Source organism: Zwartia panacis (assembly GCF_030410395.1).
In the GTDB taxonomy this organism is placed as follows: Bacteria; Pseudomonadota; Gammaproteobacteria; order Burkholderiales; family Burkholderiaceae_B; genus Zwartia; species Zwartia panacis.
In genome coordinates, this window is record NZ_JAUHHF010000001.1 from 426,742 (window position 1) to 449,124 (window position 22,383).

Genomic DNA, 22,383 nt, shown 5'->3' on the forward strand with positions numbered 1-22,383 from the left:
TCATGTCTATTCTTGTTATTGCTGAACACGATAATGTTCAATTGAAAGCCGCGACACATAACGTTGTTGCAGCAGCCTCCAAAATCGGTGGCGATATTCATGTGCTCGTCGCGGGCGCAAATGCGGCCGCTGTGGCTGAGCACGCTGCCAAGATTTCTGGTGTATCCAAAGTACTCTTGGCTGAATCTCCTGCGCTGGCGGACGGTTTGGCTGAAAATGTGGCCGAGCAAGTCTTGGCACTCGCCCCCGGCTACAGCCACATCTTGTTCGCTGCGACGGCTTCAGGCAAGAACGTTTCCCCACGCGTGGCTGCTCGCCTCGATGTGGCGCAGATCTCTGAAATCCAGTCAGTCATCTCCCCCGATACGTTCGAACGCGCCATTTACGCAGGGAACGCGGTTGCCACAGTGCAATCTGCCGATCCAGTCAAGGTGATTACGGTTCGCACGACTGGCTTTGATGCTGCGCCTGAGGGTGGTGCAGCTGCTGTTGAGTCTGTTGCTCCTGCTGCCGCAGCGGGCCTGTCAACATTTGTCGGACGCGAAGTGGCCAAGAGTGATCGTCCAGAGCTTGCTGGCGCCAAAGTTGTGGTGTCAGGTGGTCGCGGCATGGGCAGCGCTGAAAACTTCAAAATCCTTGATCCTCTCGCGGACAAACTCGGTGCAGCACTCGGTGCCTCACGCGCTGCTGTCGATGCGGGTTATGCCCCGAATGACTGGCAAGTGGGTCAGACGGGCAAAATCGTCGCGCCTCAGTTGTATGTGGCGATTGGTATTTCGGGTGCGATTCAGCACTTGGCCGGAATGAAAGACTCCAAGGTGATCGTAGCCGTCAACAAAGACGGCGAGGCACCGATATTTGGTGTTGCGGATTACGGTTTGGTGGCCGACTTGTTCACAGCCGTTCCCGAATTGGTCAGCACCTTGTAATTGGTTTTTTGGCTCTCCTGACCCCCAAACGTTGGATCACATATCCAACTTCTGGGGGTTTATTTTTTAGCTTTATTTTTATCCAATCCTTTCAACATCTCCTGGTGCCCCATGACTTATCGTGCTCCCGTCGAGGATTTCAAATTCGTATTTCATTATCTTGCGAATATGCCGGGACTGTTGGACTTGTCTGCTTTTGCCGGGGTTGAAACGGATTTGATTAATGCGGTGCTCGAGGAAAACGCAAAATTCACCGCTGAAGTGGTTGCACCAACCAATCGAATCAGTGATCGCCAGCCTCCCGTTTGTCAAAACGGAAAGGTCGAGATGCCTTCGCAGATTCATGAGGCATTCAAACATTTTGTCGATGGAGGCTGGCAAGGTCTGCGTCATCCAGAGCAGTGGGGTGGACAGGGTTTGCCCAAACTGTTGGCGACTGCGACGACTGAGAATCTGTACGCGGCGAACGTTGCATTTTCTCTGTGTCCCATGCTTACGGATGGTGTGATCGAGGCATTATTGCTCACGGGCTCTGAGGAACAGAAGCGGACTTACATCGAGCCACTGGTCAGTGGTAAATGGACCGGCACGATGAACTTGACCGAGTCACAGTCGGGCTCCGATTTGTCCTTGGTCACGACTCGTGCGGTTGCGCAGGCCGATGGTACCTATCGCTTGTTTGGTCAAAAAATTTACATCACCTTTGGCGAACATGATCTGGCTAAAAATATTGTGCATCTCGTGCTGGCGCGCACCGCTGACGCACCTCCCGGAGTCAAGGGCTTATCCCTTTTCATCGTTCCGAAATATTTAGTCAATCCGGATGGTTCGCTTGGCGCGCGTAATGATGTCTGGTGTGCCTCGATTGAGCACAAGCTTGGCATCCATGGCAGTCCGACAGCAGTCTTGTTGTTCGGTGACCAAAAAGGTGAAGTGGGAGCGGGTGCTGTAGGGACCTTGGTTGGACAAGAAAATCGGGGCCTTGAGTACATGTTCATCATGATGAACGCCGCGCGTTTCGCCGTTGGCGTTCAAGGCATCGGGGTCAGCGAGGCTGCGATGCAAAAGGCCTTCGCTTACGCGCGCGACCGAATCCAGAGCCGCGCGATAGAAGGCTCTGCCGGACCCGTCGCCATCATTCACCACCCGGATGTGCAACGTATGCTGATGACGATGCGTGCGTTGACGCAGGGGGCCAGAGCGATTGCCTGTTTCGCGGCTGCGGCAGATGACTTGAGTATTGAGCATCCTGATCCCGAAGTGAGACGCGCAAACCAGGCGCTCTACGATTATCTGGTTCCGGTTGTGAAGGGATTCTCGACTGAGTGCTCACTCGAGGTCACATCCCTGGGTGTCCAAGTCCATGGCGGCATGGGATTTATCGAGGAAACTGGAGCCGCTCAGTTTTATCGTGATGCGCGTATTCTGACGATTTACGAAGGCACGACAGCGATACAAGCCAATGATTTGATTGGCCGAAAGACGTTGCGTGACGCAGGAGCAACTGCGCAGCATCTGATTCAATGCATGCGTCAGACTCTCCAGGAACTTCAGCAGCATGCATCCAATCCTCATTCAGGTGAACAGTCTGAATGGGGCTTGATTGTTGAAAATTTGACGCTGGCGATTACTCAATATGAGTCAGTGGTTGCGTATGTTCTGGATCAGACCAAGGATGATATCCGCGCGGTGTACGCAGGCAGTGTTCCTTACCTCATGATGACAGGGTATGTGCTGGGAGGCTGGTTAATGGCGCGTGCAGCCCTTGCATGCGCAAACGCGCAAACTGAAAATACCGACACGGTGGTCTCTGCGGCATTTATGAAAAATAAACGCGCGACAGCAGTGTTTTACGCGGGTGTGATTTTGCCTCGCGCGCAAGCCCTCGCTCTGGCAATCCATCAAGGCGTCACGCTGACCCATGCGGTCGAGCGTTCCTCCTTAATGGATTAACAAGAGTTTTTAATCAGGGCAAGATTGCGTCCAGACTGCTGTTCACTTCGATCAGCAAGGGTTCGCGTGTGGCTAATGCGCTTTTAATGACACTATCGATTTCAGCTTTATATTGAATGCGCGCGGCCTTCATGCCAAAGCTTGTCGCCAGCGTGTAAAAGTCGGGGTTAAACAGCGAAGTGCCACTCACGCGACCAGGATAGCCACGCTCTTGATGTAAACGAATCGAGCCGTAACTGCCATTGTTTGAGACGATGAAGATGATGGGGAGCTTGCGTTCCACCGCCAGAATCATCTCATTGCCGGTCATCATGAATCCACCATCGCCCACCATGCAGATGGTGGTGCGTTCTGGTTCGCGCATGGCACAGGCAAGAGCCGCTGGCGTGCCATACCCCATGGCGCCTGCCAGAGGCGCCATCAGGCGTTGGCCTGATTTGAAATTGAAGTGCCGATAGACGGGGGCGGCGAACGTGCCCGCATCCAGACAGACTGTGGTGTCACGCGAGGCGTTTTCCGCAACAGCGCGTACGACATCCGTAAAGTTGACGCCTTTTTTGGCTTCTCGGTTTGGCCAGGCCGCATAGGGTTCGGAATGTTGGCGCAAAGCTTTCAACCATTCTTGGCGGGCAGAGCCGGGTTGAGTGGCGTTCGCCTGAGTCAGTGCCCGCACGAGCGCTACAGGATCGCATACGAGCGGATAGTCTGCCACCGTGTCCCAGTTCACGATGCGTGAGTCCGGGTAACAATGCAAGAATGCCTGTGGGGCTTGGGCATAGCGTGGAAACTGGAAGTTCTGGGTCGTGATGTCGCCCAGTCGCGTGCCAAGCGCAAGAATAAAGTCGCTTTCTTGCAAAGTGGCCATCTGTGCCGCAGGATTAGAGAGACCTAAATCACCCACAAACAAGGGGTCATCATTGGCGAAAATATCGTGACGGCGAAAAGACACCATCGTGGGGAGCTGCCAGTGATGAACAAAGGCCTTCAGCGCTTCACGCCCACCCGGACAGTTAAACATGCCTCCTGCGATGACGAGGGGCCTCTTGGCATCAGCCAGACGCTTACCAATTTCATCCATCAGCGATTGTTCGGGTAGACCAAAAACCTGAGGATGGTTTTTAAATGCAGGTTTGGCCACGGTTTGTTGCTGAATGTCCTCGGGAATCACGAGGACAACCGGGCCGGGAACACCCGAGGTCGCCATACGAATCGCTTTGAACGCAGTTTCACCGAGCTGCTCGGGAGTTTGGCATTCAAAGACCCATTTTGCGATGGATCCATACATCTTTTGATAATCGATTTCCTGGAAAGCCTCGCGGCGCAAGTCACGTGCGGCGATCTGACCCACGATCAGGATCATTGGGACGGCGTCTTGTTGCGCAGTATGAACGGCAATAGCCGCGTTCGAGGCGCCTGGACCACGGCTGACGAGCGCCACACCCGGGCGACGGGTCAGGCGACCATCCGCGACAGCCATGTAGCCTGCTCCACCCTCATGCCGACAGGTCACTACATCGATTTGAGGAAAGTCTACAACTGCGTCTAACAGCCCGAGGTAACTTTCGCCTGGGACAAGAAAAATGCGATCCAAACCGTGATCTGCGAAAACCTGAAAGAGTGCATGGCTAGAGGTAAATGGCTTCATGAGGTGAGTCTGTGATGAGTGTGTGTCGGTGTTCTTTTATTCTTGGATCGTGAAATTAGCACAAAGCGCCACGTTGTAAAAAAACAAAAAATATAGACTGTTATTGCAAACAGTACTGTTTTAATGTACAGTACTGTTTATGCAATCAGTTCATAGGAGAGACAACATGACCCGCGAAGTCCGTCACAACTACCCACCAGCATTTGCAGCATATTCTTCAGACAGCCGTACCGTTACGACCAAACATGTTGTATCCGATGTGCTCTTGTTGGCTTTCTGGTGCGCCATGGTACCTGTTTCAATGTGGATCGGCAGCGCTGCAGGGTTCTGATCTGCTGGGTTCTGATGAGCGGGTTTCTGATGAGCTAGTTTCTGAACGACTAGTTTCTGAGCTTAGCCAGCATCGCTCAGCTACTCGCGAGCATCACGACACCCGCTGCTATAAAACAGCAACCCACCAGCCTGCCCCATCCGACGGGCTCCTTGAGTATGTAAAGTCCTGCAAGCGTCACTAGCAACATTGACATCTCGCGTGCTGGTGCGACCAGACTGACTGGTGCGCCATCGCGCAGGGCATATAGAACCAAAATATAGCCCAACGGCGATAGCAAGCCGACGGCCCAGGCTATCGGCCAGTAGCCCCGCATGGCTTCTAGCGCACGACCGGGTTGTCTGGCAATGTGCGGAAGCATGATGACGGTACGAGATGCAGTCGTTCCCCAATCAAACAACACGGGGGCGATCGCGAGCGCTTTTACGCCATAAGCATCAACCAGGGTATAGGCCGCGATTAATAATCCAACGAGCAAACCCCAGCGAACTCCCACCATTGCTTCGGGTTGGAGCAGACGCCGAATTTGACCTTGTGTGGCGATCATCAACACTCCTGCGACGACGCTCAGCATGCCCCCGAGCCCGAGTAAAGTTGCGGGCTCCCGAATAAAAAGAATGGCGCCCACGGTTGACAGAAAAGGGCCAGTCCCTCTGGCAATGGGGTAAACAACAGACAAGTCTGCGACCTGATAGCCGCGTTGCAGGCTGAGGCTGTAGGCCAGATGCAGGGTACCTGACAGTAGAATGCACCCCAAAATCGCCCAGTTCCAATCGTTTTGCTCAAAAACGAGTATCCAGATCACCCATGGGGCAAACAGGATAGTCGAGCATAGTCCGTAGGCAAAAACAAAGGCTGGACCGACCTTGGCGGCACGCTTTGCAAGCAAATTCCAGGAGGCATGACAAATCGCCGCAACGATCACCAAAAGTAGGGCGGAGAGACTCATGAGGGGGTCATGCTGGGAAAGAGTTAAGCGAATTCAACAGAGTAGCTCAAAATGTAGTAGAATCAATGGCTTTTTATCGCATCCTCTGCCCGGTAGCAGATGTCCGAATAGGTCGGATATCCAGCCAAATAATATTGACCGAGAGCATGATGACTTGGAGTTTTTATGAATTTGATCGAAATAATTGAGCAAGAAGAAATTGCTCGCTTGACAGGTGGCAAACCTGTTGCCGACTTCGCTCCTGGCGACACAATCGTTGTGAACGTCAACGTTGTTGAAGGTAACCGCAAGCGTACCCAGGCATTTGAGGGTGTTGTGATTGCTCGCCGCAACCGCGGTCTGAACTCAGCCTTCATCGTTCGTAAGATTTCCTCCGGTGAGGCAGTTGAGCGTACTTTCCAATTGTATTCACCACAGATTGCTGGCATCGAAGTCAAGCGTCGCGGTGATGTGCGTCGCGCCAAGCTCTACTATTTGCGCAACCGTTCCGGTAAGTCCGCACGTATCAAGGAAAAGCTCGTTCGCAAGACAGTCGCTGCATAAGCCTTTGTCATGTGACCAAAAGCACCCCACGGGGTGCTTTTTTTATGGGATCCAGCAATAGAAGCAAGACTATCCGAGCAGTAAACGCCTCAAGGTGTTAAAAAGTCATCACGTTTATTTTGCCTCGATAAGTGTTCGGGCTTTAATCATGTCCTCTGATCCTTCAGCAAGTTTGCGTCCTCGTCGTCCACCTGTCAGACCATCCTTCGATCCGATGACTCAGCCGTGGAGTCCCTCCGCGCTGCCTTTTACAGCGGTACCCCCTCATCGTTTGACGCCTCATGCTTTGCGTCATGTTCTGTCTGGCGAGATTCAACGTCCTCTGGATATACCCAATGAATCCCTGATCAGGTTGCCTGGACGTGAGGGCACGCCCGTTGAGGCTGCCGTCCTGGTTCCTATCGTGATGAGGCCTGATGGATTAACTGTTTTACTGACACAACGTACGGCGCATTTAAATGATCATGCCGGTCAGATCAGTTTTCCGGGAGGACGGGTTGAGTCGTCCGATGCAGACGTTCAGGCAACTGCCCTGAGAGAGACAGAGGAAGAGACAGGACTTTCAAGAGAGTTTATTGAGTGTCTGGGAGGCTTGCCACGATATGTGACGGGCACCGGTTTTGCAGTCAGTCCAATCACGGCACTTGTGCGCCCAGGTTTTACCTTGAGCCCGGATACATTCGAGGTCGCCGAGGTTTTCGAGGTGCCTTTGTCGTTTTTGACGGATCCTTCAAATTACCGATTTCATCGCGCCGAGCTGGCGGATGGTCGTGTCAGACAGTATTACTCTGTACCTTGGAATCAATACTTTATTTGGGGGGCGACTGCTGCGATGTTGCTCGGGATGTGCCAAATTTTGTCCGAGGCCGCCGCATCCGCGGCCAATGAATTTGAAAAATGATGCGACTCAGAGGCTGCGCTATTTAGTAGCTTTCGTGATCGTCTTTCGCCTGGACGAGTCTGACATACAGGGCATGACGCGCTGGGTTGATTTCTTGACGAGCCAACGCCGCAAGCACACCGCAGCCGGGTTCGTGTTGATGTGTGCAATTGTAAAAACGGCAATGTTCACGGTGCGCGCTGAACTCAGGAAAGCCGCGTTCGATTTCCTCCCGACTCAGGTGCAATAAACCAAACCCCTGAAAGCCGGGGGAGTCGATCAGATCTCCGGCGCCATCCGGTAGATGGTAGAGGCGTGTGCTCGTTGTCGTATGACGTCCTGCACCCAAAGCAACGGAGTGCTCCTGTGTCGCCGCCTGTGCCATGGGCGCAAGTGTATTGAGCAAGGTGGACTTGCCCATCGCGCTTTGCCCTAAAAGCAGAGAAGTTTTACCTTTGAGCAGGGGCAAAACTTTGCTTTTGACACTGACCGGGTCGCGTGCGCAGATTTCGATGATTGGCACACCCAGAGAGCGAAAAGGAGCGAGTCTTTCTTGCGCCGCTGGCATGCCGGCAATCAAATCCACTTTATTTAACAGGATAACGGGGGCAATATCGGCAGACCATGCTCCTGCGAGTGAGCGTCCCAAAAGGTCATCAGAAAATGGTGGCTCAACCGCGATCACGATCAAGAGCTGATCGACATTTGCCGCAAATTGCTTGCTTCTGGATTCGTCGGAACGAAACAGTAGATTTTTACGCTCCAAAATGGACTCGAGCGCACCTTCATCTTGGCCTTGTCGAGAGATGGCGACGTAATCGCCCACCGCGGCATCGTTTTTTTTACCTCTGGGAAAACACTTAATGAGCGTCCCGTCTTCGATTTCAACGGTGTAGTGACGCCCATGCGCCGCGATGACCCGTCCTTGCAGGCGTTCTGTCATGACGCCAGTAGTTGACGAATGCGGATCGCAACTGGAGGGTGGCTATCATAAAAAGCAGAGTGCAAGGGGTCGGGCGTCAGTGTTGAGGCATTATCATCCACGAGCTTGACCAGGGCGGAAACGAGTTGCTCCGCAGAGCTCTGGTTGCTGGCGAAACGATCCGCTTCGAACTCGTCTTTGCGTGAAAACCAGCTAAACAATGGTGTCAGTCCAAATGTAAAAACAGGCACAACCATGAAGAACAAAATCAGAGCCATTGCGTCATTGCGACCACCCAGTTGCGGGATCACGCCCAGGTCTGTGTAGAACCAGGTTTGTTGAGCCAGCCAGCCAAGTATCGCGAAAAAAATCAGGGCGCCAGCAAAGCTCATCGCCAGGCGTTTAAAAATATGATTGTGTTTGAAATGTCCAAGCTCATGCGCCAGTACGGCAATGATTTCGTCCGCGCTCAGACGAGCGAGCAGGGTGTCAAAAAACACAATCCGGCGCGCGCGGCCGAAGCCAGTGAAATAGGCATTTCCGTGTGCGGAGCGTTTTGAGCCATCCATCACGAACAAGCCGTTGAGGGAAAAACCACAGCGCTGAGCCAACTCCTGGATCTGCTGGGCAAGTTCCTTGTCTTCAAGAGGGGTGAACTTGTTGAATAGCGGTGCAATCCACGTTGGGAAAATAAACAGCACCAAGAGGTTGAATACCGACCAGAGACCCCAGGCCCATACCCACCAATACTGGCCTGCTTCTGCCATGAGCCAGAGGACAGCGGCAATCAAGGGCAATCCCAGGACCGCTCCAATCAAAATACCCTTGATCGAGTCAGAGATGAACAGTTTTGGGGTCATGCGGTTAAAGCCAAACTGAGCTTCCAGTTTGAATTGTCGATAAATGGAGAAGGGCAGGCCGAGGGCACCGAGCAGCGTCATGACAGCCACGATGAGCAACACCTGTCTCAATAAATCATGGGTCGTCAGTGTGCTGACCCACAGATCAATCTGCTGCAGACCTCCCAGGAGGGTCAGACCGACTAAGACGACTGCATCGAATACCAGCTCGACCATGTTGAGACGAACCTTGGCTGCCGTGTAGTCAGCCGCCCGCTGGTGGCTGACAAGCCCGATACGGGAAGCAAACTCGGCAGGAACGGTATCACGGTGGCTGACGACATGCCGAAGCTGGCGACTGGCCAGCCAGAGCCGGGTGCCGATGGTCGCAAGGAGAAAGGCGATAAACAGTATCGTAAGCATGAGTCCAGAGAACCTTATGACAGCATGTGAGAAAATCACGTTTTAACTGGATTGATTATATGGCCAACACCCCCTCTCAGGCATCTGCCGCACAAACTGGAAAAACAATTCCCAACGAGTTCCGCCTAGTGTGGCTGGACATGGAAATGACGGGGCTGGACCCTGAGAAGGAACGCATTATCGAGGTTGCCGTTGTGGTGACGGAACCGGACTTGACGGTCGTGGCTGAAGGACCCGTTTTGGTCATTCACCAGCCGGACAGTTTGCTTGACGCCATGGATAGCTGGAATCGTTCCACCCATGGCAAAAGTGGGCTGACAGAGAAGGTTAAAGCCTCAACGCTGACCGAGGCGCAGGCAGAGCAACAGCTCATCGAGTTCCTCTCCCAGTATGTCCCCGCGGGCAAGTCTCCTTTGTGTGGAAATACTGTGAGCCAGGATCGTCGTTTTATGTTTAATTACATGCCCAAACTGGAACAGTTTTTTCATTATCGAACGATTGATGTCAGCACCCTTAAAGAGCTCGCACGCCGCTGGAAGCCAGAGCTGTTGAAAGGTTTTGAAAAACGAAGCAAACATGAAGCGCTTGCCGATATCTATGAGTCAATTGACGAGCTCAAATACTATCGGGACACATTCATCAAGCTCGTTTAAATCCCTTGATGATGTGACGATACCAGCCGTGGAGCAGCACGGCTGAAATAGCCAGGCCAGTTGTGGCCATCAACCACATACTGCCTGCGCCCACAGGAGAGCCAGCCAGGAGCTGGTTGCGCAGTGGTTCGATGAGTCCTTTGCCGGGACCAAAACCGAGCCACCATCCTCCCAGCAATCCAACAACCATCAGTGCAAAAATCTGCAGACAAAGTGGTACGACTGCGATTTTGTGCGCACGCAAAAGATAGCTGTTGATGCATTGCATCGCATCGACGATGTGAAAAAATGGCAAGAGCGCTAACAGAGATAAAGCGATGGTGGCAACGGCAGGGTCGCTGGTATAGAGGGCAACAATGACATCTCGACCAAAATACAGTCCACAAGCTGTTAAGAGCGCCCCAGCCAAACCCACGACCAAGCCCATCATGCTTGTGCGATGTGCCTGGTGTAATTGTCCTGCGCCAATGGCTTGCGCAGCCAACGCTGCGGTTGCGACACCGATGGCCATTGGCATCATATAAGCCAGCGCTGCGAGATTGGAGGTAATCTGGTGCCCTCCGATGACAGCGGTGCCTTCCTGAGCAACGAGTAAGGCCATAAAAGTGAAGGCGCTGACCTCGACTAAATAAGACCCTCCCATCGGAATACCCAGTCGCAGAATGCTCCACAGTTCTCCCCAGTGCGGGCGTCCAAGCTGCAGCTGAAACTGTTTGTAAAAGGGGGTGCGTGTCACGACCCATAAGCCAATGGCGAGGTTGATCCAGAACACGATGGCCGAGGAGATTCCTGCTCCAGTCGCACCCAGCGCGGGCAGACCCCAGTTTCCAAAAATCAGTAGCCAGTTAAAAAATATTTTGAGAACGATCCCGACCAGATTAATCATCATGATCAGCTTGGGGCGTGATACGGCGTTGGCCAATGAATACACGGTGCGAAACATCAGCGCCGCTGGCAGCGCGCAAGTCAGCGCGAGAAGATAGCTTTTCACATTGGCGCGAACGACCGGATCGATATCACCAGAGAAGCTCAGCCATACATCCGGGAACAGGAGCACCGCGCCGCCCAGCACAGACAAGAGCAAAGATACCCAGATTCCTTGCCCCCACGTTTGTCCAACACGCTCAAGTTTGCCTGCGCCCACGAATTGAGCCTGAATGGGAATCAATGCGTGCATGACACCGGTCAGACCGATAAACACGGTGATGTAAATCGAGATTGATAGTGCCATTGTTGCGAGATCAATCGGCCCGGCATGCCCCGTCATGGCCGTGTCCAGTACGCCAAAAGCCATGCTGGCCCACTGACTGATTAGTATGGGCCAAGACTGCTTGAAAATTGCTCGAAGTGTCGCACCAAAAGAGCGAGGCGAGGTGTCGACGACATTCATTGTTTGGAAAGACGCAAAATACGGTAGCGATCAAAACGATCGGCACCGCGAGAGCCTTGCCAGAGGACTTCAGCATGATCGCTAAATCCTGCCTCACCGTTCTCGAGTTTTTTAAGCGTTGTCTGCTGCAAAATAAAGGGGCACTTCGTGTCGTAAACCAGCTCAATGTGGTCAAACACGTACAGGGATGCGCGCGGGCCGAGAGCAAGACCCTGTTCTCTGAGGCAAGCAAGCTCTCCCGGCGTCTCAGATAAGCCTTCAAGTGTTTGCCGTATATCGGCCGACATGGGACGGTAACTCCGGACGTAGTCAACCGCGGGCAACCACAGCAATACCAGCATGATCCATGTCAGCGTCAATCCGCCAGCTGCGAGCAGGGATCCGCGCCATAACGCATTGGGGTTTGCTTTGACTCGCCACAAGATCATGGCGATCCAGCAAAGAGTGCACAGGATGGCGAGCAGTACTGCCCACCAGACGATCTGTGGTTCATAGCCCTTTGTTTGACGTGCGATATTGAGAGAAATTTGTTCTGGTATGCCGAAATGCAGAGCAAACCAACCAATCCAGACGCAGGCCACCGTCACCGAAAAACACATCAGTGCGAACCAGTCCAAGGTGTTGATCACGCCACGTCGCATAGTCGGAATCGCGAAAGCAGCCAGAATGGCGAGTGGACAAGTAAAAAGCACATACTCCGCCTCGCCTGATTGTGGCGAAACAAATAGCGTCAGTAGGGCGCCCAGTACAAAAGAAAGGGGAATCCAAATGTGTGGTGCCGTGATCCAGCGGCGCCATTGCCAGAGCGCCAGGACTGCCAAAGGCCAGATTGGCCAGAGAAACCATGGTAAGTCGCGCAGGGGACGCACGGCATTTTCATACTCCGGCAACCCGAAACTCATTTTGTTCCAGTGGAGCCATTCGTTCATCCAGCCGGGGTGCAACTGCATCGCAGGAATCCACCAGCTTGCGATAAGTGCGCAAGCCAGTACTAGCGCAGCCAGTGCATGGTAGCGAGACGACCACAGTATCGAGCGTCTTTGAAAAGCGATCGGTAAGGCGAGCAAGAGCGGAACGAGCCCGGGCCAAGCGCGCGTCAAGAAAGCTCCCGTCAGGGCAAGCGCAAGCATCACAGCACCCATTTTGGGTTTGTCCATCATGCGCGCCAGCGAATAAAAACCTAACGCCTGAAAGGCGAGGTTTGCGGGAACATTGGAGGTTTCGTGAAAACGCAGCAGCACGCCACCGGTTGCGAGAAAGAGGAGTGTTGCGACATCGGCCAACAGTCGACCGTAGTCTTTGACGGTCGGCTCTCCGCCAAAAGGAAGCGCCAAGGGCTGGGCCTCGGTGCGGCGCCCTAAGAGGTAAGTCCCGTACCAGACGCACCCCAGTGTGATGCCGAACCAGATGATATTGATCAGGCGTGAAGCACCGACTTCACCGATCCAGGGGCCAAAGAGATGGATCAATATGGCACCCAGCCACATCCCCAGGGGGCCATCCTGGGCAAGTTTAAGTTCGCCCAAATGCGGGACCAACCAGTCCGTGCCCTGAGACTGTAATGCCGAAAGCATGGTGGCCAGGCTCAGCACATCATCCGTTTTCCAGGGGTCTCTGCCATAGAGCCCTGCCAAAACATAGGCGATCGCTAACAGCAACAGCACCAGCCTGGGAAGCTTGGCTGAGGCGTTGGCGGTTAGTCTTGCCGGGGTGGACTGAGATGACATCAATATGCCTTCATCAAAAAAAAGGCAGCCATCAGGCCGCCTCTTTTCGGGAGATCTGATCCGAGAGACTCAGATTAGGCAGAAGCCTTTTTCGTGCCAGTCGTGCGTGCAAAGCGCGCGCGGAACTTCTCGACTCGACCTGTTTCGACGATACGAGTTTGCGCACCGGTGTAGAAAGGGTGAGATTCGGAAGTCACGTCACACTTAAACAATGGATAGGTTTTACCATCCATTTCAATGGTTTCGCGGCTGTTGAGCGTGGAACGGGTGATGAATTTGTTGCCAGTCTGCAGGTCAACAAACACCACATCGCGGTAATTTGGGTGAATCTCGTCTTTCATCTAAAGTCCTTTCGGTTGGGCGGGTCGCCAGCCACATTCGCCAAACAATCAAAGCGATGTCACCACGTATCCTGAGTCAAGCCCTCGATTCTACAGGTAAAGACGGGATTTCGCAATGTGACGGTGCTATTCTGCGTACAAACGAAGACAAAAAAGGTGTTTTTTAACAATGGCTTGGAAAAAAAATACAGCCCCCCTGCGGGATATTCCCACAATATCTGAGGGTGGTGGGATCCGATATTTGCACTTTGGCACGCCCTGGGTGCAAGGTGCGATGTGGGTCTCCAGACCCGCGGAACTGGTGCTTGAATACACGGCGCAGATGATGGCGTGGCTTCTTTTTCTCGCCCCTGCGCGTCAGCAGTCCATCACGCTGCTCGGTCTGGGGGCGGGTTCACTAGCTCGTTTCTGTCTCAAACACACCTCTAACAGGGTCCAGGTGGTGGAGTGGAACCCCATGGTGACGTCTGCCTGCGAGATGTATTTCAAATTACCCCGACCCGCGAGGCTGGTGGTCGAGCATCTCGACGCCGGTGAATGGGTTGCCGATCCCCGGAATCAAGAACACAGCGCAATATTGATGGTTGACTTGTATGACGGCGAGGCCGCGGGACCCGTGCGAGACTCTCTGGAGTTTTACCAACAGTGCAGAAATGTGTTGGGAGACGTCGGGGTGATGACTGTCAATCTGTTCGGTGCGCATGCCAGTTTTGAAAAAAATATTCGGCGCTTGAGTCAGGCATTTGACGGTCGACTGTTGAGCTTGCCTCAGATCGATGCTGGAAATCAGATTGTGCTTGCATTCAAAGGACCGCCGATCGAGGTTTCGATTGAGCAGTTGCTGGCGCGCGCGGAGGTCGTTGAGTCACAATACGGTTTGCCTGCGAAAAAATGGGTACGCTCCATGATTGGGCGATCCAAAGATGGCGTATTGATCGTTTGACTGGTATTAACCCATTGATGAATATGAATAAATTAGGTGCATGGTTTTTGGCGATTGGTATGTTTTTGATCAGTGCCACTACCTTTGCCCAAACCAAGGCAGTCTCGGTTCTTTCTTACCACCAGGACGAAGACTCAGAGGGAATGATCGACGGGATTCGGGAGGTGCTCAGGTCTGCAGGATTTCGAGAGGGACGTAACCTGAAGTTGACTCTGGCGGATGCGCAGGGCACGCCAGAACGTGCGCAGCAGCTTGCGCTTGAGCTCGTGCGCGGACGTCCGGATGTCATCGTGACCTTGTCTTTGCCCGCAACACAGGCTGTGATGACGTACACCAAACAAATTCCTGTTGTTTTCGCGGGTATCACGGATCCGGTTGCCGCCGAAGTCGTCATGGGTTGGGGACCCTCGGGTACCAACGTTACAGGTGTCTCTGATGCCTTACCTCTGAAAAAAAGAATCGACTTGATCAAGCAGCTCGTGCCTCAGGCTCGGCGGGTTGGAGTGATTTACAACCCTTCAGATGCGAACTCTGTGGCCCAAGTGCGGGAGTTTCAGGAAAACTTGAGTGGTACGGGTCTCATTGCGATCGAACTGACCGTCTCAAGACCCGTTGATGTGGGTTCAGCAGCCCGCAGTCTGATCGAAAAAGTAGATGTTTTTCAATCACTCACCGATTCCACAGTGAGCCAAAGTTATGCTGCCCTTGCTCAGGTCGCCAATGATGCCCGCATTCCGCTGCTTGGCTGGGATGTCAAGGATGTACGCTCAGGGGCTGTCGCGGCTCTCGATCTAACCGACCAGGATATCGGTACGGCAGCCGGACGCGTTGCCTTAAGGGTGCTCAGAGGTGTCAAGCCTGGTGCGATTGCCCCGGAAGTGATCGCAAACCCGCCGATCTATGTCAATTTGCAAGCAGCCAGCAAACAGTCCGTCACATTGTCACCAGCCTTAACAAAAGTAGCCCGTCCACTTGTTAAATAACCTACGCAACATAAGTGATTGGCGACCGTGATAATCTCATGCAGGTACGCATGCCAATCTAGCCATGCCACGCAGATAACAGTCCTTTATAAAAGAGAGTTCCACCATGATTGATCTTGGCGTCAATATTGATCACGTTGCAACGTTGCGTCAGCAACGTCACACGACTTATCCAGATCCGATCGCGGCCGCACTGCTCGCTGAGGACGCGGGTGCAGATCTCATCACACTGCATTTGCGCGAAGACCGTCGACATATCCAGGATGCGGATGTTTTTGCGCTACGTCCAAAGTTGCGAACACGCATGAACCTGGAGTGTGCGATTACCCCTGAAATGTTGGCAATAGCTTGCAAAGTCCTGCCTCAGGACGTGTGTCTCGTTCCGGAAAAGCGTACTGAATTAACGACTGAGGGTGGTCTGGATGTCATCGGTGGATTTTCAACGGTCAAAGCCGCAGTCGAACAGTTGCAGTCAAATGGAATCCGTGTCTCGTTATTCATCGATCCGGATGCGCGCCAGATCGGGGCTGCTGTAGACACTGGCGCGACGGTCATTGAGCTGCATACAGGTGCGTATGCGGAAGCCAACACTGAGGAACAGCGCGCAGCAGAAGTGAGTCGTCTGCAAAAAGCCATCGCTGTAGCGGTTTCCCAAGGTTTACGCACAAATGCCGGTCATGGTTTGCATTTTGGTAATGTGGCCCCGATTGCCGCTCTCGATGGAATCGCTGAGCTCAACATTGGACACGCCATTGTTGCGCAAGCGATTTTTGATGGCTGGGAAAATACGATCCGCAACATGAAAGCATGCATGATCGAAGCCAGGCTCAAGGCCCAGCGTGGTGCTTTATTGCAACCACGTAAAAACTGATGGTGAACTGACGTGGCTGCAATTGCTGGCATTGGGATGGATTTAGTCAAGATGGATCGCATCGACCGCGCATGGCAGCGACATCCCGAACGATTTCCAGAGAAAATTCTGGGTGAGGATGAATTGCGCGTCTTCAAAGCGAGGGCTGCCCGTGATCGCAGTCGCGGTGTCAGATATCTTGCCACCCGTTTTGCGGCAAAAGAGGCTTTCTCCAAGGCGGTTGGCCTGGGGATGCGTATGCCGATGTGGTGGACACGCATGCAGACTTTGAATATGAAAGGTGGACGTCCTGCGGTTGTTCTTTCGGGTCCCTTGGCGCAATGGTATGAGATGAGGTTTGGTCCTGCCCATGTGTCCTTGACGGATGAATCAGAGTACGGTGCGGCCTATGTCGTGGTTGAAACCCTGCAAGACGCACCCCACAGCACAAATGTTTCTGGAGCAGAGTAATAATGAACGCAATGACAAGGCCTTTTCTTCCCCGCGGTCCATTGGTCGTCGATGTGGCGGGTACGGTGATGACCTCCGCAGAGGAAGCGCGTCTGCTGCATCCGCTCGTGGGTGGTGTCATTCTTTTTGCACGTAATTTCGAGACGCGTAAACAACTCGTCGCATTGACCAAACGCATTCACGACTTGCGCTCACCAGCATTGCTGATCGCGGTGGACCACGAAGGTGGGCGCGTACAACGCTTTAGGACGGATGGGTTTACGACTTTGCCTTCCATGCGCTCTTTGGGTCTCGAATGGCTGAAGGATCCGATGCGCGCGATGCGTATGGCCACGGACGTGGGCTATGTGTTGGGTGCCGAGCTGCGTGCCTGCGGCGTTGATTTGAGTTTTACGCCTGTGCTGGATTTGGATTTTGGCGTGAGTAGTGTCATTGGCGATCGTGCCTTTGATGGTGATCCTCGCGTGGTAGCCATGCTTGCGCGCGCACTTTCGCAAGGTCTTGCTCAAGCGGGCATGGGGGCGTGCGGCAAGCATTTTCCAGGGCACGGCGCTGTCGCTGCGGATTCGCACCATGCGATCCCGCGCGATAGCCGGTCTTTGAAGAAAATTCTGGAGCACGATGCCGCGCCGTATCAATGGTTGGGTGATCAGGTCATTCCATCTGTTATGCCCGCGCATGTCATCTACACCAAAGTCGATCCTATGCCGGCTGGCTTTTCGTCCAAATGGATCAAGCAAATATTGCGTGAAAAGTTAAGCTATGACGGAGTCGTTTTTTCTGACGATCTCACGATGGAAGGTGCCTCCGTCGCAGGCGATATCTTGGCGCGTGCGCGCGCAGCTTTGAATGCTGGCTGCGATATGGCTCTGGTCTGTAATCGTCCTGATCTTGCGGATGACTTACTCTCGCGTCTTCAATGGAAGTCCACCCGTCGTTCTCTTGAGAGAATCGAGCGTCTGATGCCCAAGTCGATGGCGCCTGATTGGAAATCACTTCAAAAGCAGCTGGCTTATGTTGCAGCTTTGAAATCAGTTCAAGCACTCCATGAGCGAGCCTGAATCAACCGCTTTTGATATCAAAGCGTTCCTCGCGCAGCTGCCGCATTTGCCCGGTGTTTACCGTCATATCGATGCGACAGATGAGGTGTTGTACGTTGGTAAAGCACGCGATCTGAAAAAGAGGGTGTCCTCCTATTTTCAAAAGACACCCTCAAGTCCTCGCATTGGCCACATGGTGGCGCGCGTGGTGCGGATCGAGGTGACGGTGACGCGTTCCGAGGCTGAGGCGCTGATTCTTGAAAACAACCTCATCAAAACTCTGCGTCCGCGCTACAACATTCTGTTTCGCGATGACAAGTCATACCCATATTTGATGCTCTCTGGGCATGTTGCCCCCCGGATTGCGTATTACCGGGGTTCGACTCAAAAAAAAGGACAGTTTTTTGGTCCCTACCCGAGTGCGTGGGCAGTGCGCGAAACTATTCAGATCTTGCAAAAGGTTTTTCGCTTGCGCACGTGTGAGGATACGGTTTATGCAAATCGTTCCAGACCTTGTTTGCTTCATCAGATTGGTCGCTGCTCGGCCCCCTGTGTCGATGAGATTTCTCCGCAAGACTACGCTGCCGATGCGCAACGTGCAGCGCGATTTCTGAATGGCGAGACCCAGGAAATCATGGGAGATATTGAGCGCCGCATGCAAGCCGCGGCCGAGGCCCTGGAATTCGAGCAGGCGGCGATGCTGCGTGATCAGATGGGGGCGTTGGCCAAGGTCTTGCATCAGCAAACCATGGAGGACTCTGACCAAAGCGACACTGACGTGATTGCGGTGGCCTCTTCAGGCGGTAAAGTATGCGTCAACTTGGCCATGGTCAGAGGTGGTCGGCATTTGGGAGATCGCGCTTTTTTCCCAACGCACGCCGATGGGGATTCCGGTTCGGAAGTCATCGAAGTTTTTATCGCGCAGCATTATGTGGATCATCCGTTGCCGGCTGTGATTGTCGGATCCCATGTGTTGCCCGATGCAGAGCTGATCGATTTGCTTGCGGAATCCAAGTCCACAAAATGCAGATTTATCAGTCGTCCCCAGGGTGTGCGTCGGGCGTGGCTTGAGCAGGCGACACGCAATGCTGAAATGGCGCTGGGGAGCGCGTTGCTGGAATCCGGCGCCCGCAGCGCCCGAACGCTGGCTTTGGCTGAGGCGCTCGAGCTGGATACGGATCCCGCAGCACTAGAGGCCCTGCACATAGAGTGTTTCGACATTAGTCATACTGCCGGCGAGGCGACGCAAGCTTCGTGTGTCGTTTACACGCATCACGCGATGCAGCCTTCGATGTACCGACGTTACAACATCGCAGGGATCACGCCTGGCGATGATTATGCAGCGATGAGGCAGGTGCTGACTCGTCGATTTGGTAAGGTTGCGGATGGTGAAGCGATCATGCCGGGTTTGGTGCTGATCGATGGCGGCAAGGGGCAGGTGGAAATCGCCCGCCAAGTGTTTGCGGAGCTCGGTCTGAACACGGATGTGCTGGTAGGTGTGGCAAAAGGTGATCGACGCAAGGTCGGTTTGGAGACCCTTATCTTCCCGGACGACAGAGCTCCTTTGGTATTGGGAGAGTCCTCTGCGGCACTGATGTTGATTGCTCAAATACGGGACGAGGCGCACCGTTTTGCCATCACTGGCATGCGCGCTAAACGCGCCAAAGCCAGAAATGTATCCCGTTTGGAGGATATTGATGGTGTTGGAGCCAAGCGACGGCAGCGTTTATTGGCAAGATTTGGCGGTTTCAGTGGTGTGGCCAACGCCAGCATCGAAGACTTGGCCTCTGTTGAGGGAATCTCCCCTGAATTGGCCGAGCGCATTTACTTTTCCTTACGCTAACTGGGTTAGCATAGCGTATGCCTTTAAACATACCTATCATTTTGACGTGGCTGCGCATCGCCATGATTCCTCTGCTCATCGGACTCTATTATTTGCCCGAGTCCTGGATGAGTGTGCCTGTGCGTGACACCACGGCCAGCCTGGCGTTCATTTTTGCAGCGCTCACGGACTGGTTTGACGGTTGGTTGGCGCGGCGTTGGAACCAAACCTCGTCTTTTGGGGCATTTCTGGATCCTGTTGCCGACAAGTTGATGGTTTCGGCGGCCTTGCTTGTTTTGCTCAATTTGGATCGTGTGGATGTCATGATCGCCTTGGTGATCATTGGACGAGAAATCACAATCTCCGCTTTGCGCGAGTGGATGGCACAGATTGGTGCCAGCGCTAGCGTTGCTGTGCACTGGCTCGGCAAGTTCAAAACCGCTGCCCAGATGATCGCGATTCCCTGCCTGCTCTATGACGACACCCTTTTGGGCATGCCTTTTGCCCAGATCGGGCGAGTGCTGATTGTGATCGCCGCGATCCTGACTGTCTGGTCCATGTTGTACTACTTGCGTCGGGCGATGCCTGTCATTCGCGAGAAAACCTCGAAAACTTGATCTGAGTCAGATTTTCTTGGGCTCGGCTACTGCCTGGCACTTCGATGCAATGAGGGTGCCGCCATATCTGATGTGGCTCGCCAGGGATTGATATCCAGCCCGCCTCGTCTGGTGTAGCGTGCATACACCGAGAGGGATTCAGGATGACAGCGCGTCAAAATGTCGTTAAAGATGGTCTCCACGCATTGCTCGTGAAATCCGTTGTGCATCCGAAAAGAAATGATGTATTTCAACAGGCTGGCCCTGTCGATTTTGGGTCCTGTGTAGTCGATTTTGACGCATGCCCAATCAGGCTGGGATGTCACTGGACAATTGGATTTCAACAGTCTGGAAAAGAGGGATTCTGTCACGCGCGCTTGCGTGGTCGTTTCATCGGTTTCCAGGCGCAGAAGGTTTGCATTGGGTTCGTAACAATCAATATCCAGTACTTGAGTATCCAGGTCGACGCCATCAAATTCCTCGATTAAAAGACTACCAAAGTCCTTGGGTTCGATGAGCTCGACCCAAATATCGGTTCCGGCGGCCTGGGAGAGATCGTGCTTGAGCGTTTCAAGCATGCGTTCAGTCGACTCAAAAGGGGTTTGGTTAAAGCTGTTGAGGTAGAGCTTGAGGGATTTTGACTCAATGATATGAGGGCTCCGACAATCGACCTTCAGCCTGAGTATTCCGACTTTTGGCATTCCCTGGGGCGTCAACCAGGATAATTCGTAGGCATTCCAGAGATCCCAGCCGATGAAAGGCAAAGAGGCAGGGCTCAGGCCAAGCTCGAGACGCGCTTGCGATCGTTCAATTGGAAATAAAAGTGTCGGGTCGTAGGCCGTTGGATAGGAAACATCTTGGCCAAGAGGGAGATCGCGCGGGGGCAGCTTCATGAGCTCACATCAAGAAAATAAACTGGATTTTACCTAGTTGATCTATATCAAGGCGCAGAAACACCTACCGCGCCTAGAATGAGCCTCACCATGGCCAAATCAATTTTTGCGTTGAATCGCCCTTTGACTCCTGCTGAAATGAGCGGGCGCAGGCGCAGCCTTGTGCGGCTGGGATTGGCCTGGCTTGCCATGATGCAGGTGATGATGTTTGCCTTGCCCGGATATCTTAGGGTTGAAGCAGGTCCCAACGATAGTCTGGAAGTTCTGGATTGGGCTATTTTTCTAATGAATTGGGCTAGCCTTGCCCTGACGGTACCCGTGGTGCTCTATGCTGCCTGGCCTGTCTGGCAGGGAGTTGGTCTCGCCTATTCAGAGCGACGCGTGACCATGGACATTCCCGTGGCGACGAGTATCGTGGCTGCTTTTATTCCCAGCGCGTTTGCGACGATCTTGGGTCATGGCGAGGTTTATTACGATTCCGTCACGATGTTTGTCGCCTTTTTGTTGACTGCGCGTTACTTTGAAACCCGCGCCAGACAGTCGGTCCAAGCCACGCAGGGTGGGGCGCAGCTCGATGCCCTGTGTCAGCCCTTGATCGTTCAGTCGGATCGAGTCGCCACAGTCTTTATTCTTGTACAACTGGCTGTTGCCTTCTTGATTGCCAGTTATTGGTGGCTGACGCAACCCGAGCATGCGCTTTCGGTTCTGGTCGCATTACTTGTGATGAGTTGTCCCTGTGCCTTGGCCTTGGCTGCCCCCATGTCACTGGCCGCGACGCATGCCAGTCTGGCCGCCTATCCCGAGATGAACGATGCGCAACGTGATGTACTTTTTGCGCGCACACGTCGTGTCACGCTACAAAATTTGTATGGTGCGTTGATCTGGCATGTTTTGACGATGCCTCTTGCCGCCGTAGGTTGGGTCACGCCCTGGTTGGCCGCTTTGTTGATGTTCGTTTCTTCGACAGCGGTGGTGATCAACGCCTGGCGGCTTTACGCAATCCCTGCTGATCCAGGGCGTTCGGCGCACGCCGCGACCTTTCAAGCCCGGGCGCAGTCCTAGGAATCATTTTGGAAATACTTTACCTACTGTTGCCTTTGTCGCTAGCCGTGATCGCGCTAGTGGGGGGCATGCTGTGGTGGGCGGTTTTTTCCGGTCAATACGATGATCCGGATGCGGCAAGTCATTCAATTTTGCTTGACGATGATCGTGCGGATGCTGTTGTGAATGTGTCAAAAATCGATCAATCCTGAAGAGACT

23 protein-coding genes are annotated in these 22,383 nt (G+C 53.5%); 15 read left to right on the forward strand and 8 right to left on the reverse strand.

The window, feature by feature from the left end; genetic code table 11:
* Positions 1-2 precede the first annotated feature (2 nt).
* Positions 3-929: an electron transfer flavoprotein subunit alpha/FixB family protein gene (locus QWY30_RS01990; protein ID WP_290237750.1), complete on the forward strand. Its 927-nt coding sequence runs from the start codon at positions 3-5 to the stop codon at positions 927-929.
* 111 nt (positions 930-1,040) lie between these two features.
* On the forward strand, positions 1,041-2,882 hold the full coding sequence (locus QWY30_RS01995) for an acyl-CoA dehydrogenase family protein (RefSeq protein WP_290237752.1): 1,842 nt from the start codon (positions 1,041-1,043) through the stop codon (positions 2,880-2,882).
* A 13-nt stretch (positions 2,883-2,895) separates the two neighbouring features.
* Here QWY30_RS01995 and QWY30_RS02000 read toward each other — a convergent pair whose 3' ends face one another.
* Positions 2,896-4,527, reverse strand: coding sequence for a thiamine pyrophosphate-dependent enzyme (locus tag QWY30_RS02000; RefSeq protein WP_290237754.1), 1,632 nt, complete (start codon positions 4,525-4,527; stop codon positions 2,896-2,898).
* A 166-nt stretch (positions 4,528-4,693) separates the two neighbouring features.
* Here QWY30_RS02000 and QWY30_RS02005 point away from each other — a divergent pair, with 166 nt between their 5' ends.
* Entirely contained in the window at positions 4,694-4,858 is a 165-nt protein-coding gene (locus QWY30_RS02005) for a hypothetical protein (protein ID WP_290237756.1), read from the forward strand.
* Positions 4,859-4,934: 76 nt separating this feature from the next.
* Here the strand turns inward: QWY30_RS02005 and QWY30_RS02010 are convergent, their stop codons facing one another.
* Positions 4,935-5,807: an EamA family transporter gene (locus QWY30_RS02010; RefSeq protein ID WP_290237759.1), complete on the reverse strand. Its 873-nt coding sequence runs from the start codon at positions 5,805-5,807 to the stop codon at positions 4,935-4,937.
* A 165-nt stretch (positions 5,808-5,972) separates the two neighbouring features.
* On the opposite strand from QWY30_RS02010, the gene rplS reads away from it, so the two are divergent.
* Together rplS and QWY30_RS02020 are read left to right on the forward strand one after the other, a co-directional pair.
* The gene (gene rplS, locus QWY30_RS02015) at positions 5,973-6,350 is read left to right on the forward strand and encodes a 50S ribosomal protein L19 (RefSeq protein ID WP_290237761.1); all 378 of its coding nucleotides are present in this window, start codon (positions 5,973-5,975) and stop codon (positions 6,348-6,350) included.
* Positions 6,351-6,498: 148 nt separating this feature from the next.
* Positions 6,499-7,251, forward strand: a complete 753-nt coding sequence (locus tag QWY30_RS02020; RefSeq protein WP_290237763.1) for a CoA pyrophosphatase — start codon at positions 6,499-6,501, stop codon at positions 7,249-7,251.
* Positions 7,252-7,273: 22 nt separating this feature from the next.
* On the opposite strand, the gene rsgA is transcribed toward QWY30_RS02020, so the two are convergent.
* Positions 7,274-8,173, reverse strand: a complete 900-nt coding sequence (gene rsgA, locus QWY30_RS02025) for a ribosome small subunit-dependent GTPase A (RefSeq protein ID WP_290237766.1) — start codon at positions 8,171-8,173, stop codon at positions 7,274-7,276.
* Complete coding sequence (locus QWY30_RS02030; protein ID WP_290237768.1) at positions 8,170-9,414, reverse strand: M48 family metallopeptidase; 1,245 nt, start codon at positions 9,412-9,414, stop codon at positions 8,170-8,172. Before QWY30_RS02030 ends, rsgA begins: the two co-directional genes overlap by 4 nt.
* A gap of 59 nt (positions 9,415-9,473) precedes the next feature.
* Between QWY30_RS02030 and orn the strand changes: the two genes are divergently transcribed.
* A complete protein-coding gene (orn, locus tag QWY30_RS02035) occupies positions 9,474-10,067 on the forward strand; it encodes an oligoribonuclease (protein WP_290237770.1) in 594 nt (197 codons plus the stop codon).
* Here orn and QWY30_RS02040 read toward each other — a convergent pair.
* The 3 genes from QWY30_RS02040 to QWY30_RS02050 all read right to left on the reverse strand — a co-directional run bounded on the left by QWY30_RS02040 (position 10,054) and on the right by QWY30_RS02050 (position 13,525).
* On the reverse strand, positions 10,054-11,457 hold the full coding sequence (locus tag QWY30_RS02040) for an MATE family efflux transporter (RefSeq protein ID WP_290237772.1): 1,404 nt from the start codon (positions 11,455-11,457) through the stop codon (positions 10,054-10,056). The genes orn and QWY30_RS02040 overlap by 14 nt on opposite strands.
* A complete protein-coding gene (locus QWY30_RS02045) occupies positions 11,454-13,184 on the reverse strand; it encodes an ArnT family glycosyltransferase (protein WP_290237773.1) in 1,731 nt (576 codons plus the stop codon). Before QWY30_RS02045 ends, QWY30_RS02040 begins: the two co-directional genes overlap by 4 nt.
* Positions 13,185-13,258: 74 nt before the next feature.
* Positions 13,259-13,525 (reverse strand): type B 50S ribosomal protein L31, encoded by a 267-nt coding sequence (locus QWY30_RS02050; protein WP_290237774.1) that lies wholly within the window; start codon positions 13,523-13,525, stop codon positions 13,259-13,261.
* Positions 13,526-13,694: 169 nt separating this feature from the next.
* Here QWY30_RS02050 and QWY30_RS02055 point away from each other — a divergent pair, with 169 nt between their 5' ends.
* The 7 genes from QWY30_RS02055 (at position 13,695) to pgsA (ending at position 20,251) form a co-directional block, all read left to right on the forward strand.
* Positions 13,695-14,468 (forward strand): class I SAM-dependent methyltransferase, encoded by a 774-nt coding sequence (locus tag QWY30_RS02055; protein ID WP_290237775.1) that lies wholly within the window; start codon positions 13,695-13,697, stop codon positions 14,466-14,468.
* 17 nt (positions 14,469-14,485) lie between these two features.
* Positions 14,486-15,451 (forward strand): ABC transporter substrate-binding protein, encoded by a 966-nt coding sequence (locus tag QWY30_RS02060; protein ID WP_290237777.1) that lies wholly within the window; start codon positions 14,486-14,488, stop codon positions 15,449-15,451.
* A gap of 106 nt (positions 15,452-15,557) precedes the next feature.
* Positions 15,558-16,322 (forward strand): pyridoxine 5'-phosphate synthase, encoded by a 765-nt coding sequence (locus QWY30_RS02065; protein WP_290237780.1) that lies wholly within the window; start codon positions 15,558-15,560, stop codon positions 16,320-16,322.
* A gap of 12 nt (positions 16,323-16,334) precedes the next feature.
* Positions 16,335-16,772: a holo-ACP synthase gene (acpS, locus tag QWY30_RS02070; RefSeq protein ID WP_290237781.1), complete on the forward strand. Its 438-nt coding sequence runs from the start codon at positions 16,335-16,337 to the stop codon at positions 16,770-16,772.
* A 2-nt stretch (positions 16,773-16,774) separates the two neighbouring features.
* Positions 16,775-17,833, forward strand: coding sequence for a beta-N-acetylhexosaminidase (gene nagZ, locus QWY30_RS02075; protein ID WP_290237782.1), 1,059 nt, complete (start codon positions 16,775-16,777; stop codon positions 17,831-17,833).
* Complete coding sequence (gene uvrC / locus QWY30_RS02080) at positions 17,820-19,655, forward strand: excinuclease ABC subunit UvrC (protein WP_290237783.1); 1,836 nt, start codon at positions 17,820-17,822, stop codon at positions 19,653-19,655. The genes nagZ and uvrC overlap by 14 nt, the downstream gene beginning before the upstream one ends.
* A gap of 17 nt (positions 19,656-19,672) precedes the next feature.
* Positions 19,673-20,251: a CDP-diacylglycerol--glycerol-3-phosphate 3-phosphatidyltransferase gene (gene pgsA, locus QWY30_RS02085; protein WP_290237784.1), complete on the forward strand. Its 579-nt coding sequence runs from the start codon at positions 19,673-19,675 to the stop codon at positions 20,249-20,251.
* 26 nt (positions 20,252-20,277) lie between these two features.
* Here the strand turns inward: pgsA and queF are convergent, their stop codons facing one another.
* Positions 20,278-21,117: an NADPH-dependent 7-cyano-7-deazaguanine reductase QueF gene (gene queF / locus QWY30_RS02090; protein ID WP_435433347.1), complete on the reverse strand. Its 840-nt coding sequence runs from the start codon at positions 21,115-21,117 to the stop codon at positions 20,278-20,280.
* Positions 21,118-21,213: 96 nt separating this feature from the next.
* On the opposite strand from queF, the gene QWY30_RS02095 reads away from it, so the two are divergent.
* Positions 21,214-22,185 (forward strand): P-type ATPase actuator domain-containing protein, encoded by a 972-nt coding sequence (locus QWY30_RS02095; RefSeq protein WP_290237787.1) that lies wholly within the window; start codon positions 21,214-21,216, stop codon positions 22,183-22,185.
* A gap of 8 nt (positions 22,186-22,193) precedes the next feature.
* On the forward strand, positions 22,194-22,376 hold the full coding sequence (gene ccoS, locus QWY30_RS02100) for a cbb3-type cytochrome oxidase assembly protein CcoS (RefSeq protein ID WP_290237789.1): 183 nt from the start codon (positions 22,194-22,196) through the stop codon (positions 22,374-22,376).
* Positions 22,377-22,383 lie beyond the last annotated feature (7 nt).

Coding starts and splice junctions, on each gene's coding strand:
- QWY30_RS01990 (WP_290237750.1), top strand. CDS start 3: ATGTCTATTCTTGTTATTGCTGAACACGATAATGTTCAATTGAAAGCC.
- QWY30_RS01995 (WP_290237752.1), top strand. CDS start 1,041: ATGACTTATCGTGCTCCCGTCGAGGATTTCAAATTCGTATTTCATTAT.
- QWY30_RS02000 (WP_290237754.1), bottom strand. CDS start 4,527: ATGAAGCCATTTACCTCTAGCCATGCACTCTTTCAGGTTTTCGCAGAT.
- QWY30_RS02005 (WP_290237756.1), top strand. CDS start 4,694: ATGACCCGCGAAGTCCGTCACAACTACCCACCAGCATTTGCAGCATAT.
- QWY30_RS02010 (WP_290237759.1), bottom strand. CDS start 5,807: ATGAGTCTCTCCGCCCTACTTTTGGTGATCGTTGCGGCGATTTGTCAT.
- rplS (WP_290237761.1), top strand. CDS start 5,973: ATGAATTTGATCGAAATAATTGAGCAAGAAGAAATTGCTCGCTTGACA.
- QWY30_RS02020 (WP_290237763.1), top strand. CDS start 6,499: ATGTCCTCTGATCCTTCAGCAAGTTTGCGTCCTCGTCGTCCACCTGTC.
- rsgA (WP_290237766.1), bottom strand. CDS start 8,173: ATGACAGAACGCCTGCAAGGACGGGTCATCGCGGCGCATGGGCGTCAC.
- QWY30_RS02030 (WP_290237768.1), bottom strand. CDS start 9,414: ATGCTTACGATACTGTTTATCGCCTTTCTCCTTGCGACCATCGGCACC.
- orn (WP_290237770.1), top strand. CDS start 9,474: ATGGCCAACACCCCCTCTCAGGCATCTGCCGCACAAACTGGAAAAACA.
- QWY30_RS02040 (WP_290237772.1), bottom strand. CDS start 11,457: ATGAATGTCGTCGACACCTCGCCTCGCTCTTTTGGTGCGACACTTCGA.
- QWY30_RS02045 (WP_290237773.1), bottom strand. CDS start 13,184: ATGTCATCTCAGTCCACCCCGGCAAGACTAACCGCCAACGCCTCAGCC.
- QWY30_RS02050 (WP_290237774.1), bottom strand. CDS start 13,525: ATGAAAGACGAGATTCACCCAAATTACCGCGATGTGGTGTTTGTTGAC.
- QWY30_RS02055 (WP_290237775.1), top strand. CDS start 13,695: ATGGCTTGGAAAAAAAATACAGCCCCCCTGCGGGATATTCCCACAATA.
- QWY30_RS02060 (WP_290237777.1), top strand. CDS start 14,486: ATGAATATGAATAAATTAGGTGCATGGTTTTTGGCGATTGGTATGTTT.
- QWY30_RS02065 (WP_290237780.1), top strand. CDS start 15,558: ATGATTGATCTTGGCGTCAATATTGATCACGTTGCAACGTTGCGTCAG.
- nagZ (WP_290237782.1), top strand. CDS start 16,775: ATGAACGCAATGACAAGGCCTTTTCTTCCCCGCGGTCCATTGGTCGTC.
- uvrC (WP_290237783.1), top strand. CDS start 17,820: ATGAGCGAGCCTGAATCAACCGCTTTTGATATCAAAGCGTTCCTCGCG.
- pgsA (WP_290237784.1), top strand. CDS start 19,673: ATGCCTTTAAACATACCTATCATTTTGACGTGGCTGCGCATCGCCATG.
- QWY30_RS02095 (WP_290237787.1), top strand. CDS start 21,214: ATGGCCAAATCAATTTTTGCGTTGAATCGCCCTTTGACTCCTGCTGAA.